The organism is Microbacterium sp. NPDC087592 (genome assembly GCF_044743585.1).
In the GTDB taxonomy this organism is placed as follows: Bacteria; Actinomycetota; Actinomycetes; order Actinomycetales; family Microbacteriaceae; genus Microbacterium.
Genome location: NZ_JBIUWT010000001.1, coordinates 2,628,909 through 2,641,831, shown reverse-complemented (window position 1 = coordinate 2,641,831; position 12,923 = coordinate 2,628,909). Strand labels below are relative to the sequence as shown.

The following is a 12,923-nucleotide window of genomic DNA, read 5'->3' as shown; positions in this document are numbered from 1 at the left end:
CCGAAAGGCACCTGATGTCCCGCCCTGATTCCCCACCGACTCCACCCCTCAGGGAGCGCTCGCGGCAGCACTCCTGGGCGCGGGTCTTCATCCCCGTGGCTCTGATCCTCGTGTGGCTGGTGGGCGCCTCTCTGGGCGGTCCACTGTTCGGCAAGATCGATGAGGTCTCCTCCAACGAGCAGACGACGTACCTCCCCGAATCCGCGCAGGCCACCGAGGTGCAGCAGCTGCTCGGTGAATTCAACGACAGCGACTCGATCCCGGCGATCGCCGTCTTCACGTCCGAGGACGAGCTCACGCAGAGCGAACTCGATGCGATCTCGGATGCGGTGGCCGAGGCCTCGACCGTGGAGGGCGTCGGCGAGGACGTGTCTCCCGCCCTCCCCTCCGATGACGGGCAGGCAGTACAGGCGTTCATCCCGATCGACAGCGACGCCGAGCTGGCCGACACGACGACGGCACTGGGCGAAGAACTGCGCGCCGGCGTCCCGGACGGCATCAGCGTGTACATCACGGGACCAGCGGGGTTCAGCGCCGACCTGGTCGCGGGCTTCGCCGGGATCGATGGGTTGCTCCTCGGCGTCGCTCTCCTGGCGGTGCTGGTCATCCTGGTACTCGTCTACCGCTCGTTCCTGCTGCCGCTGGTCGTGCTCTCGACGAGCCTCTTCGCGCTCTGCGTGGCGCTCCTCGTGGTGTGGTGGCTGGCGAAGTTCGAGGTGCTGCTTCTCAGCGGCCAGACACAGGGAATCCTCTTCATCCTCGTGATCGGCGCCGCCACCGACTACGCCCTGCTCCTCGTCGCACGCTTCCGCGAGGAGCTCCGGGTGGCGCAGGACAAGGGCGTCGCACTCCTGGCGGCATGGAAGGGCTCGGTCGAACCGATCGCGGCCTCGGGCGGCACCGTGATCGCCGGACTCCTCTGTCTGCTGCTCAGCGACCTGAAGTCGAACAGCACGCTCGGCCCCGTCGCCGCGATCGGCATCGTCTTCGCCATGCTGTCCGCCCTCACCCTGCTTCCCTCCCTGCTTCTGCTCTTCGGTCGCGCCGTGTTCTGGCCGCGACGCCCGCGCTTCGAACCGGAAGTGGTCGCCGCAGAGCACGGCATGCGCACGACGGGACTGTGGGCGCGGCTGGCGGGACTCATCAAGCGGCGCCCACGGGTCATCTGGATCGTGACGACCCTGGTCCTCGTCGCCGGCGCGGCAGGTATCACACAGCTCGACGCGAACGGGGTGCCGCAATCGGACCTGGTGCTCGGCGCCTCGGAAGCCCGCGACGGTCAGGTGGCTCTGGGCGAGCACTTCCCCGGCGGATCCGGCAGCCCCGTGTACGTGGTCGTCGACGAGAACCGACTGCAGGATGCCGCGGACGTCCTGCTCGCGAACGACGGGATCGATGCGGTCTCCGTCACCGCCGCGGACTCCCCCAGCGGCACCGCCCCCGTCACCGAGGACGGCATCACGGCCGTCGGCCCGCCGGGCACCCCCGCCCCCGACCCCACGACGGTCGACGGGCAGGTGCTGCTTCAGGGCACGCTGACCGACGCGGCCGACTCGGCCGCCGCGGCCGCCACCGTGAGAGAGGTGCGTTCCGACCTCGGCGACACGAAGGCACTCGTGGGTGGCGTCACCGCGACCTCGATCGACACGAACGATGCCTCCATCCATGACCGCAACCTGATCATCCCCGTGATCCTCCTCGTGATCATGCTGATCCTCATGCTGCTGCTGCGTTCGATCCTCGCGCCGGTGCTGTTGATCCTGACGACGGTCCTGTCGTTCGGAACCGCGATGGGTGTCTCCGCGCTCGTGTTCAACGGAATCTTCGACTTCCCCGGTGCGGACCCCGCCGTTCCGCTCTTCGGGTTCGTGTTCCTCGTGGCACTCGGCATCGACTACAACATCTTCCTGATGACGCGGGTCCGCGAGGAGTCGAAGCAGCACGGCACCCGAGAGGGGATCCTGCGGGGCCTGTCGATCACGGGCGGGGTGATCACGTCAGCGGGTCTCGTGCTCGCGGCGACCTTCGCCGCGCTGTCGGTGATCCCCATCCTGTTCCTGGTGCAGCTGGCCTTCATCGTGGCGTTCGGGGTGCTGCTGGACACGTTCGTCGTCCGTTCGCTGCTCGTCCCCGCACTGACGTACGACATCGGCAAGGCGATCTGGTGGCCTTCCAAGCTGTGGCGCCGCGGCGAGGACTGATGCGCGAGGGGGCGTGCGGACGGTCGCCTAGACTGGACGCACGCCCTCGTAGCTCAGGGGATAGAGCAGCCCTCTCCTAAAGGGCAGGTCGCAGGTTCGAATCCTGTCGAGGGCACGACGTCGAAGAGGGGCCGCCCGAAGGGTGGCCCCTCTTCGACGTCTCAGGCCCTTCGTCAGCGGGCCCCGCCGGCCAGGAGGCTCCACGCGCCGCCCCCTGCTCCCACCGTTCCGCGCCTCACCATCCCGCGGCGCGTGGAGGGGCCGGTGGAGGACTCGAGGGCACGCGGCCGTCACGCCGCCAACGCCAGGTACGGCTCCCACCGCGGGTCGCTGCGCTCGGTTCCGCGCACCGTCCAGGCGGTACCGTGCGGAGGACGAGGGGTGAAGCGCAGTTGCCAGCGCATCTCCTGCGGTGTGCGATCGCTCTTGACGTTGTTGCAGCGGAGGCAGCAAGCCACCAGGTTCTCCCAGGAGTCCGCTCCCCCGCGTGAACGCGGCAGCACGTGGTCGATGGTCGAAGCAGCTTTCCCGCAGTAGCCGCATCGATGATTGTCACGACGCAGCACACCGCGGCGGGTGACCGGCACGCGTCTGCTCGTCGGCACCCGGACGTACCGAGCGAGGATGATGACCGCCGGACGTTCATACACGCCGTGGGTGCCCCAGACGGGGTCGTCTTCCACGCGTTCGATCACGGTCGCCTTGTCATTCATCACGAGCACCAGGGCTCGCTTGAACGACACGATCGCGAGCGGCTCGTATCCGGCATTCAGGACCAGTGTGCGCATTCGTCATCCTCTCGATCCGCCGGGACGGCTTCCCGGCACTCTCGACTCACACGAGGTCGCGCAGGTGGCAGAGCGATCGTGGGGACGAAAAAAGGCGCCGTCTAAAGACAGCGCCTTTCGCGCACGGCGACGCCGTGGCTTCCCCGCGGGCTATGCAGAAGGACGTGACGACCGAGGGCATCCATGGTTCGGATGGTCGGTATTCGCTCCATCAGCCTCTCCCACCTGTACGACAACGGGATCAGGCTAACCCATCCGGCTGCATGCGGGGCGAAACGGCGGGTGAATGGAGCGAGGCGTGTCCGGGAATCAGCCGGCGTTGACCGAGAGCCACGACATGGGCTCGACGAGTCCGCCGTTGATCCAGACCTCGAAATGCAGATGGTTGGCGGTCGAGCGTCCGGTGCTGCCGACATAGCCGATCAGCTGTCCTGCCGCTACCGACTGTCCGACCTGCACTTGGCGCGAACCGTAGATCATGTGACCGTAGGTCGTCTGCACTCGCTGACCGCCCACGACGCTGTCGAGCATGACGGCGACGCCGTAGCCGCCGATGCTCTCGGCGGAAGCGCGGACGACTCCGGCAGCGGCGGCATAGATCGGGGTGCCCGCGGGAGCGAGCATGTCGGCACCGTTGTGGCCGCCGCCGATCGTGCGGCTGACGTTCCAGGAGCCCATCGGGAGCGGGTAGCGGACTTCACCCGAGCCCGGGGAGGTCAGCGCGTAGCCGGCCGTGTTGTATTGGGCAGACGAGGACGCCGTCGATGCCTTTGCGGCAGCGGCCGCGCGAGCCGCAGCGGCCTCTTCTGCCTTCTTTTTCGCGATCTCCTCGGGAGTCGTCGCACTGAAGGAGCCTCGACTCAAGGGAGCAGCTGTGGCCTGCGAGGCCACCACCAGGGACTGCGCGTCGACCGCGGCCAGCTGCTGCAAGGTCGTCGGAGCGGCTTCGCTCGGCTTGGACTGCGCGAACGCAGGAAGAGCGATGCCGGCGACGAGCGCACCGACGGCCCCGAAGATGGCGATGGATCGGAGTGGCTTGACGGCCTTGCGAGCGGTCACCCGCGCACCTGCGCGTCGTGCGCTCACTCGGTCTCCAGATGTCTTCTTCGCGGGCTGTTCGATGTCTGCGGCCAAAACGTGGTCCTCCTGGGCCCTAGCGCTTTCGGGTAGCGCTGGCTCGTCGGCACTCTGCTCTCGTGGCACGAACGTATCTCGGGTACTTTGTGCGTTCCTGCCGTGAAGACGACGAGCCTGAAAGGCGTATCTTCGCGGTCCATCTCCAGCGGGCTTCTTCGCTGGCGACTCGACCGAGGTTACCGGAAGATAACGATCGTGTCACCCCGGGAACCTGACAATCGTCGCAGAGGCCGCATCAGGAGCACTCCACATGCCGCTGCGAGGCACGGAATCCTTGCCGGATCAGGCGGGTTCGCCCACGAGGAAGATGTGCGATGCAAGCTCCACGGGGAGTTCGAGACCGTCTTCCTTGCCGTCCATCTGGATGAGGACGTACCCCTCGCTGAAGCGGAAGTCTCCGTGCGCTCCGGGAACCACACCGGCATCGCGCAGCTGCTCCAGCAGCTCGGGGTCGACCTGCGCGGGCTCGGCGAGGCGACGAACGGTCCCCTCGACGGGCTCGCCCGCTGCGTTGAGTCGTTGGACGAGACCGATGACGCCCTCGTCGAAGGTGCGAGCCGGCAGGTCGCCGAGCTGGTCGAGGCCGGGGATCGGGTTGCCGTAGGGCGATTCGGTCGGGTGCCCGAGCAGCTCCACCAGGCGACGCTCGACCTGCTCGCTCATCACGTGCTCCCACCGGCAGGCCTCTTCGTGCACGTACGCCCAGTCGAGTCCGATGACATCCGACAGCAGACGCTCGGCGAGACGGTGCTTGCGCATCACGTCGACGGCCTTGCGGCGGCCGGCGTCGGTGAGCTCGAGCGTGCGGTCCTCCGAGACGATGACGAGGCCATCGCGCTCCATGCGCCCCACGGTCTGCGAGACCGTCGGGCCGGAGTGACCGAGGCGCTCGGAGATGCGCGCGCGCAGCGGCACGATGTTCTCCTCCTCGAGTTCGAGGATGGTGCGGAGATACATCTCCGTGGTGTCGATCAGATCGGTCATGTGCAGGCCCTCCGGGGTTCTTAGGCAAGCCTACATTCCCGGACCGACATCGGATCCGTCGCCGGTCCGGCGACCCGCCGGGTGCCCTCTAGAATCGACCCATGGCGATCGAGATTCCCGGTGACCTCCTGCCCGCTGACGGCCGCTTCGGCTGCGGCCCCTCGAAGGTGCGCCCCGCGCAGCTCGAGGCGCTGGTCGCATCGGGAGCGTCGATCCTCGGCACCTCGCACCGCCAGGCGCCCGTGAAGAACCTCGTCGGCAGCGTGCGCGAGCAGCTCGCCGCCCTGTTCCGCATCCCCGAGGGATACGAGATCCTCGTGGGCAACGGCGGCTCGACCGCCTTCTGGGACGCCGCGGCCTTCGGCCTCATCGAACGTCGCAGCCAGAACCTCGTCTTCGGCGAGTTCGGCGGCAAGTTCGCCGCCGCAGCCGGTGCCCCCTGGCTCGCGGCACCCGACGTGCGCAAGGCCGAGCCCGGGTCCCTGACCGTCGCCGAGCCCGTGCCGGGTGTCGACGTCTATGCCTGGCCCCACAACGAGACCTCGACCGGCGTCGCCGCTCCCGTCCGCCGCATCGACGCCGACGGCGCGCTGACCGTCATCGATGCGACGAGCGCCGCCGGCGGCATCGACTTCGACGCGGCTCAGGCCGACGTCTACTACTTCGCCCCGCAGAAGAACCTGGGTTCGGACGGCGGCCTGTGGTTCGCGGCGGTTTCACCGGCTGCGATCGAGCGCATCGAGCGCATCGCGGCATCCGGTCGGTACATCCCCGAGTTCCTGAGCCTGAAGAACGCCGTGGACAACTCCCGGCTCAACCAGACGCTCAACACCCCGGCACTGACCACGCTGCACCTGCTCGACAGCCAGCTGCGCTGGATCCTCGACAACGGTGGGCTCGCCTGGGCGGCGGCCCGCACGTCCGAGTCGTCCTCGGTGCTGTACGACTGGGCCGAGGCGTCGTCGGTCGCCACACCCTTCGTGACGGACGCCGCACACCGCTCTCCGGTGGTCGCCACGATCGACTTCGACGACAGCATCGACGCGGCGGCGATCGCGAAGACCCTCCGGGCGAACGGCATCGTCGACACCGAGCCGTATCGCAAGCTCGGACGCAACCAGCTACGCGTCGCGACCTTCGTATCGATCGACCCGGACGACGTGCGTCAGCTCACCCGTTCGATCGACTTCGTGCTGGAGAACCTGGGCGCCTGAGCGCCCGGACTCACTCCTCTTCGTCGACCTCGCCGGCGTCCGCATCCAGGGCGTCGGCGTCGTCGTCGGATTCGTCGAGCTCATCGATGTCGACCCCGTCGAGATCGCCAGCGTGGAGGATGTCCGCAGCACGGTCATCGTCATCGTCGAGCTCATCGTCGTCATCGTCGAGGATGTCGTCGTCGAGAGCATCCTCGTCATCGAGATCGTCGGCGTCCTCGGCGTTCTCTCCGCCCGCGGCGGCCGCTGCCTCCGCGAGTTCCACCTGATGCGCGCGGTACTCGGCCAGACGTTCGGCCCAGGGCACCCATTCCGGCGCCAGAAGGGCTCCGTCGCCGGGCAGAAGCTCGAGCTCGAGGACCGTCGGATCCTCCTCATCGACCTGCGCGACGGTCACGGTCCAGTACCAGCCGGGGTAGCCGGCCAGACGGTTCTCGAACCGCAACGACACAGAGCCGTCCTCTTCGATGAGGTACCCGGCTGCGGGACCGACCGTGGACGCGGGAGTGATCTCGCCCAGCGCTGCCAGGGCGAGATCGTGGGCGCCGACGAGACGCGCGTCGGCGTCAGGCTTCGAGGTCATCAGCGACCTTGCGCAGGACGGCAGCGATCTTGCGGCCGTGTCCGGAGGCGGGGTAGCGCCCGCGGCGCAGGTCTCCGCCGATGCCGTCGAGCAGCTTGACGAGGTCTTCGACGATGATCGCCATGTCATCGGCCGGCTTCCGCTTGGCCTTCGACAGGCTGGGCGGCGCTTCGAGCACACGCACCGACAGAGCCTGGAGACCGCGCTTGCCATCGGCGACGCCGAACTCCACGCGCGCACCGGCCTTCACAGCGGTGCCGGTAGGCATCGCGGAGGCGTGCAGGAAGACGTCCTGGCCGTCATCGCTGGCGATGAAGCCGAAACCCTTGTCTTCGTCGTAGAACCTGACCTTGCCGGTGGGCATGGGAAAACCTCGCTGAGATCGATATGCAGAACAGTGGGCGCGCTCGTGCGCGTCCCCCCAGCCTACCGGTCGCACGGCCCGCGGAACCGATGGGCGCAGTACGAGTAGGCTGGGACGGATGAGCACGCAGAATTCCGAGCCGGAGGTCCCCATCCGTCGGGTGGACCGCTTCCTGACCTTCGGCGCGCTCGGAATCGCCGCTGCCGCTGTGGTGTGTTTCTTCGCCATCATCATCGGCACCTGGGTCGGCATGGATCAAGAGGCTTTCGGCCATGGCGTGTGGCCTCTCATCGCCGCGATCCCCTATTGGGGACTTCCTCTCGCCTTCGTGATGATCATCACCCTCCTCACGATGAGCTTCATCCGAAAGGGCCGCGCGTCTTCGCGTTCGTGAGGCATCGGCCATGAGCACTCACGCGCGACCGCTGGCGGATTGGCTGTCGGAAGCGAGCGACGATGACCTCCGACGACTGTTCACAGCGCGCCGGGTGCGACCGGACGTCGGCTGGCAGGATTTCTTCGACGCCGCCGAGTCCCTCCTCGACCCCACCTCCCTGTCGAAAGTTCTTCCCTCGCTGACCGCCGCGGAGGCGAAGGCGCTGATCGACGCGGCCTCGGGCGTGGGCGCCGGAGTGCAGCAGGAGAGCTTGACGGCACTGGCCCTGCTCCGGGCGGACGGCGCCCCGTATCCCCCCGTGACCGCAGCGCTCGCGGGGCGCTCGGTTCCGGACCTCCCGGCCGATCAGCCGACCGCCGTCCCCTCCTCCGAGACGGCATCGGCCCACGCCGCAGAACGTGCGTTCACGACGGTCGCCGTGCTCGCGGACCTGCTTCTCGTCGCGAGGGAGAATCCGTTCTCGCTGCTCACCGGCGGAGGCGTGAACGCCGGCGAGAAGCGTCAGCTCGGCGAAGCCGGCGTGCCCGTGGAGATCGTGGACACGCTCGTGTCGATCGCGCTCGAGTCCGGGCTCGCGGTCGCGGCGGACCGCCGACTGCGATCGAGCCAATCCGCAGAAGCCTGGCTGCGCTCCTCGGCGGTCGAACGCTGGAGCATGCTGGCGACGTCGTTCCGCGACGCCCTGCCGCGCGGCGTCCGTTCTCCCGACGGCGGGTGGACGCCTCCACAGTCGTGGAGCGACGCGCATCCGTGGGATCCGACGTGGCCCGACCGCGCCCGTGTCCTGCACGAGGCAGCGCGGCTGCTCGGGTTGATCGCCGAAGACGGCAGCGAACCGGAATGGGCCGTCGGGCTGCGCACCGGAGGCGATGCCGACGCTCGGGCCCTCGTGCGGCTGCTGCCGGCGGAAGTGGACCGGATCTTCCTGCAGAACGACCTCACGGCGATCGCCCCCGGTCCGCTGGAACCCGCACTCGATGTGCGTCTTCGCACGATCGCCGCCCGCGAGTCAGCGGCCCAGGCATCGTCGTACCGGTTCACCACGGAATCGGTGGCGCACGCGTTCGTCGCCGGCGAGACCGAGCAGTCGATCCTCGAGTTCCTCGGCTCCCTCTCCCTCACAGGCATACCGCAGCCGCTCGGCTACCTGATCGCACAGACCGCTCAACGGCACGGCCTCGTCCGCGTGTTCACGGATGAGGAGACCGGTCGCACGCGGATCGAGAGCACGGATTCGCACCTCATCCAGGCGATGGCCGTCGACCAGTCGCTGCGTCCGCTCGCGCTCGCGGTGCACGTCGGGTCGCTCACCACCCGCGTCAGCCGCGAGACGGTGTACTGGGCGCTCACCGACGCGAGGTATCCGGCGACTCTGGTCGGCGCGGACGGTGCTCTCCTGGTGCGCGAACGGCACCCCGCCGCCCCGGCGACGCTGCCCGACCTGGACACCCTGGATCTCACCCCCCTCATCACACGCCTGCGTTCGCACCAGGGCCCGGATGCCGACGCCGCCTGGCTCGACCGGGAGCTCGAGGCGGCGGTGCGCGCGAAATCCGTCCTCCAGGTCACGGTCGGGATGCCGGACGGCTCCACCCGAGAACTCCTCCTTGAAGCCACGGGGATGGGTGGTGGTCGTCTTCGCGGCCGGGACCGTGCGGCCGACGTCGAGCGCACGCTCCCGGTGTCGAGCATCCTCGCAGCGACGATCGTCGCGCCGTAGGCCCAGGGCCTCTCGCGACCGGTAAACTGGACAGCTATGTCTGATGGCCCCCTGATCGTCCAGAGCGATCGCACCGTGCTGCTCGAAGTCGCCCACGCCGACGCCGAGAGCGCCCGCCACGAACTCGCGATCTTCGCCGAGTTGGAACGAGCCCCCGAGCACATCCACACCTACCGGATCACCCGCCTCGGACTGTGGAACGCACGCGCCGCCGGGCACACCGCGGAAGACATGCTGGAGACGCTCGATCGCTGGTCGCGCTTCCCCGTTCCGCCGTCGGTCTCCGTCGATCTGCGCGAGACCGTGAACCGCTACGGCCGGCTGGTCATCGAGCGCGACGACGAGGGAACCCTCATCCTGCGCTCCTCCGACCCCGCCGTGCTCGCCCAGGTCGCGAACAACAAGCGCATTCAGCCCCTCCTGATCGGGCATCCGACTCCCGAGGTCTTCGTGGTGGACGCCTGGGCGCGCGGGCAGATCAAGCAGGAACTGCTGAAGATCGGCTGGCCTGCCGAGGATCTCGCCGGTTACACACCGGGCACTCCGCACGAGATCGACCTCGCCGAGGACGGCTGGCACATCCGCCCCTATCAGCAGGACGCCGTCGACGCCTTCTCGAAGGACGGATCGGGCGTCGTGGTCCTGCCCTGCGGCGCGGGCAAGACGATCGTCGGCGCCGGCGCGATGGCGGCGACCAAGACCACCACGCTGATCCTGGTCACCAACACCGTCTCCGCGCGACAGTGGCGCGACGAACTGTTGAAACGCACGAGCCTCACTCCCGAAGAGATCGGCGAGTACTCGGGCCAGGCCAAAGAGGTCAAGCCCGTCACGATCGCGACCTATCAGATCCTCACCGCCAAGCGGAAGGGCGAGTACGCTCATCTCGCGCTGCTGGACGCCCTCGACTGGGGCCTCATCGTGTACGACGAGGTCCACCTGCTGCCGGCGCCGGTGTTCAAGCTCACCGCCGATCTCCAGGCCCGCCGCCGTATCGGACTCACCGCGACCCTCGTGCGCGAGGATGGCCGCGAGGGCGACGTGTTCAGCCTCATCGGCCCCAAGCGCTTCGACGCCCCGTGGAAGCAGATCGAGGCGCAGGGCTTCATCTCCCCCGCCGCCTGCTACGAGGTGCGCGTAGACCTCCCGCCGAGCGACCGCCTCGAGTACGCCGCTGCCACCGACGACGAACGGTACCGACTCGCGGCATCCGCTCCGGCCAAGGTCAAGGCGGTGCGCGAGCTGATCGCGAAGCATCAGGGCGAGCGCATCCTCGTGATCGGACAGTACCTCGATCAGCTCGAGTCGCTGTCGGCCGCCTTGGATGCTCCCCAGATCACGGGTGCGACCCCGATCGACGAGCGCGAGGAGCTCTATCGCGCCTTCCGCGAGGGCGAGATCTCGCTCCTCGTCGTGTCGAAGGTCGCGAACTTCTCCATCGACCTGCCGGAGGCCTCGGTCGCCATCCAGGTGTCCGGCTCGTTCGGTTCCCGCCAGGAGGAGGCGCAGCGACTCGGTCGACTGCTGCGCCCCAAGCAGTCCGGACACACCGCAAGCTTCTACACCCTCGTCGCGCGCGACACGATCGACCAGGACTATGCGCAGAACCGCCAGCGCTTCCTGGCCGAGCAGGGGTACAGCTACACGATCATGGATTCGGACGCGATCGCAGCCTGAGCCTCCCTCCGGCGGCTGTACCGCTCAGCCGTGCAGCATCGGGTCCAGGCGATGGGTTCCGCTTCCGACGTCGGCGCCCGTCACCCTGCTCGCTGTGCGGACGATGCCGAGCCTGCCCGCCCACCGGTCGGCGAGCAGCGCATAGACGACCATCGCGACCGTCGACGCGAGCAGATCGACGGGCGTTCCCGTGGTGGCGTTGGCATCGACGAGGCTGACGGTGCCAAGCAGGAAGATGAGCGCGTTGTTCACGATGTGCAGGGAGATCGCCGCTTCCAGACCGCCCGTGCGCCAGGTCAGCCACGCGGCGACGATCGCGAACATGCCCACGCTCGCCGCCCCCCAGATGTCGTAGCCGTGCCCGAGCACGAACAGCGGCACCGGAAGCAGGATGGCGAAGGCCGGATGCCGCAACCAGCCACCGACGAGCTGCATCAGATAGCCGCGGAACACATACTCCTCGGCGGCGGCCTGCAGCGGGATGAGCAGCAGCACGAGCAGCACCATGACCCATAGCGCCGGGTGGGAGAAGTCGACGACGATCACCTCGCCCGTGGCGGCCGGCCCGCCGAGCACGACCGCGAAGTAGACGACGAACACCGCGAGTGCCAGCAGCAGGCTCCGGACGAGCCACCCCATGCGCAACCGTCCGGTGACAGAGGACAACAGGCCGACGCCGCGCCCCTCGACGATGCGCGACGCGAGCAGGAGCGCGGGGATCATCAGGATCAAGGGCAGCACCAGTGCGAGGAAGAGCCAGGGGCGATCGAGGTCGAAGTACTGCACCGTCGTGAGGAGAACCTGCATCTCGGCTCCCCAACCCGGCACGAGCAGCGAGGCGACGACGAGCGGCACGATCAGGAGGAGCAGGATCGCCACGTAGAGCGCCACTCCGACGACTCCGGTCACGAGCATCCGCCACCAGCGGTACCTCGGTCGCAGGCGTGCCAGACGGTGGTAGGGGATCTGCTCGGCGGGCGAGGGCACGGCCGGAGCGATGGCGGATGCGGGGGCGGCGGGGGCGTCCTCGTTCGAGCTCATGCTCCCATCCTCTCAACGATGCAGAGGTGCGCGACTCCGCGCCGTTCCGGACAATAGTCAGCAACTGCATGGCCGAAGTCACCATAATGGGGACATGACTGCTCCGCGCATCCTGGTCGTCGACGACGAACCCAACATCCGTGACCTGCTCTCGACGGGTCTCAGCTTCGCCGGATTCCAGGTGAAGACGGTGGCCAACGGCGCCGCCACGATCTCGGCCGTCCTCGAAGAGGAGCCGGACCTGATCATCCTCGACGTCATGCTCCCGGACATGAACGGGTTCAGCGTCACCAAGCGTCTCCGCGGCGCCGGGTTCACCGCACCGATCCTGTTCCTCACGGCGAAGGACGGGACCGAGGACAAGATCGAGGGCCTCAACGCGGGCGGCGACGACTACGTCACCAAACCCTTCAGCCTCGACGAGATCGTCGCGAGGGCGCAGGCGATCCTGCGGCGCACGATGCAGGCCGACGAGGAGTCGATCATCCGAGCGGGCGAGCTGTCGATGGATCAGGACACGCACGATGTCCATGTGGGCAAGGAGCCGATCGAACTCAGCCCGACCGAGTTCAAGCTGCTGCGCTACCTGATGCTCAACCCGAATCGCGTTCTGTCGAAGGCACAGATCCTCGATCACGTGTGGGAGTACGACTTCAACGGCGATGCCGGGATCGTCGAGAGCTACATCTCGTACCTGCGTCGCAAGATCGACCCGCACACCGAAGAGTCGCTCATCCAGACCAAGCGCGGGTTCGGATACATGCTCAAGGTCGGCAAGTCGGTCTGACGACCGACCCCGACCACCGGCGCCGTCCCA

At 68.0% G+C, this 12,923-nt stretch carries 12 protein-coding genes and 1 tRNA gene; 7 read left to right on the top strand and 6 right to left on the bottom strand.

Going from position 1 to position 12,923, the window contains the following annotated elements; translation table 11 throughout:
- Window positions 1-14 precede the first annotated feature (14 nt).
- Together ACIOTO_RS12810 and ACIOTO_RS12805 are read left to right on the top strand one after the other, a co-directional pair.
- Window positions 15-2,201 carry an MMPL family transporter gene (locus ACIOTO_RS12810; protein ID WP_400858053.1) on the top strand — a complete coding sequence of 729 codons (2,187 nt, stop codon included), beginning with the start codon at window positions 15-17 and terminating at the stop codon, window positions 2,199-2,201.
- Window positions 2,202-2,243: 42 nt separating this feature from the next.
- Window positions 2,244-2,316: transfer RNA gene (locus ACIOTO_RS12805), tRNA-Arg, on the top strand.
- A gap of 175 nt (window positions 2,317-2,491) precedes the next feature.
- On the opposite strand, the gene ACIOTO_RS12800 is transcribed toward ACIOTO_RS12805, so the two are convergent.
- The 3 genes from ACIOTO_RS12800 to ACIOTO_RS12790 form a co-directional block, all read right to left on the bottom strand.
- Window positions 2,492-2,989, bottom strand: coding sequence for an HNH endonuclease (locus ACIOTO_RS12800; RefSeq protein WP_029262732.1), 498 nt, complete (start codon window positions 2,987-2,989; stop codon window positions 2,492-2,494).
- Between the two features lie 309 nt (window positions 2,990-3,298).
- Complete coding sequence (locus ACIOTO_RS12795; protein ID WP_036303711.1) at window positions 3,299-4,048, bottom strand: M23 family metallopeptidase; 750 nt, start codon at window positions 4,046-4,048, stop codon at window positions 3,299-3,301.
- A 360-nt stretch (window positions 4,049-4,408) separates the two neighbouring features.
- Window positions 4,409-5,110, bottom strand: a complete 702-nt coding sequence (locus tag ACIOTO_RS12790) for a metal-dependent transcriptional regulator (protein WP_029262734.1) — start codon at window positions 5,108-5,110, stop codon at window positions 4,409-4,411.
- A gap of 101 nt (window positions 5,111-5,211) precedes the next feature.
- On the opposite strand from ACIOTO_RS12790, the gene serC reads away from it, so the two are divergent.
- On the top strand, window positions 5,212-6,324 hold the full coding sequence (gene serC / locus ACIOTO_RS12785; protein ID WP_400858051.1) for a phosphoserine transaminase: 1,113 nt from the start codon (window positions 5,212-5,214) through the stop codon (window positions 6,322-6,324).
- Between the two features lie 10 nt (window positions 6,325-6,334).
- Here the strand turns inward: serC and ACIOTO_RS12780 are convergent, their stop codons facing one another.
- Both ACIOTO_RS12780 and ACIOTO_RS12775 read right to left on the bottom strand, forming a co-directional pair.
- The gene (locus ACIOTO_RS12780; RefSeq protein ID WP_400858049.1) at window positions 6,335-6,907 is read right to left on the bottom strand and encodes a DUF3027 domain-containing protein; all 573 of its coding nucleotides are present in this window, start codon (window positions 6,905-6,907) and stop codon (window positions 6,335-6,337) included.
- Window positions 6,891-7,271, bottom strand: coding sequence for a cold-shock protein (locus ACIOTO_RS12775; RefSeq protein ID WP_029262737.1), 381 nt, complete (start codon window positions 7,269-7,271; stop codon window positions 6,891-6,893). Before ACIOTO_RS12775 ends, ACIOTO_RS12780 begins: the two co-directional genes overlap by 17 nt.
- 118 nt (window positions 7,272-7,389) lie before the next feature.
- Between ACIOTO_RS12775 and ACIOTO_RS12770 the strand changes: the two genes are divergently transcribed.
- From ACIOTO_RS12770 to ACIOTO_RS12760, 3 genes are read left to right on the top strand one after another with little or no spacing between them, the layout of a single operon-like run.
- On the top strand, window positions 7,390-7,665 hold the full coding sequence (locus ACIOTO_RS12770) for a multidrug ABC transporter ATPase (protein ID WP_105711324.1): 276 nt from the start codon (window positions 7,390-7,392) through the stop codon (window positions 7,663-7,665).
- A 10-nt stretch (window positions 7,666-7,675) separates the two neighbouring features.
- Window positions 7,676-9,388 carry a helicase-associated domain-containing protein gene (locus tag ACIOTO_RS12765; RefSeq protein WP_400858048.1) on the top strand — a complete coding sequence of 571 codons (1,713 nt, stop codon included), beginning with the start codon at window positions 7,676-7,678 and terminating at the stop codon, window positions 9,386-9,388.
- 36 nt (window positions 9,389-9,424) lie between these two features.
- Window positions 9,425-11,065 carry a DNA repair helicase XPB gene (locus ACIOTO_RS12760; protein ID WP_029262740.1) on the top strand — a complete coding sequence of 547 codons (1,641 nt, stop codon included), beginning with the start codon at window positions 9,425-9,427 and terminating at the stop codon, window positions 11,063-11,065.
- A gap of 24 nt (window positions 11,066-11,089) precedes the next feature.
- On the opposite strand, the gene ACIOTO_RS12755 is transcribed toward ACIOTO_RS12760, so the two are convergent.
- Entirely contained in the window at window positions 11,090-12,106 is a 1,017-nt protein-coding gene (locus ACIOTO_RS12755; protein WP_400858047.1) for a lysostaphin resistance A-like protein, read from the bottom strand.
- A gap of 94 nt (window positions 12,107-12,200) precedes the next feature.
- Here ACIOTO_RS12755 and ACIOTO_RS12750 point away from each other — a divergent pair, with 94 nt between their 5' ends.
- Complete coding sequence (locus ACIOTO_RS12750; RefSeq protein WP_029262742.1) at window positions 12,201-12,893, top strand: response regulator transcription factor; 693 nt, start codon at window positions 12,201-12,203, stop codon at window positions 12,891-12,893.
- Window positions 12,894-12,923: the final 30 nt, after the last annotated feature.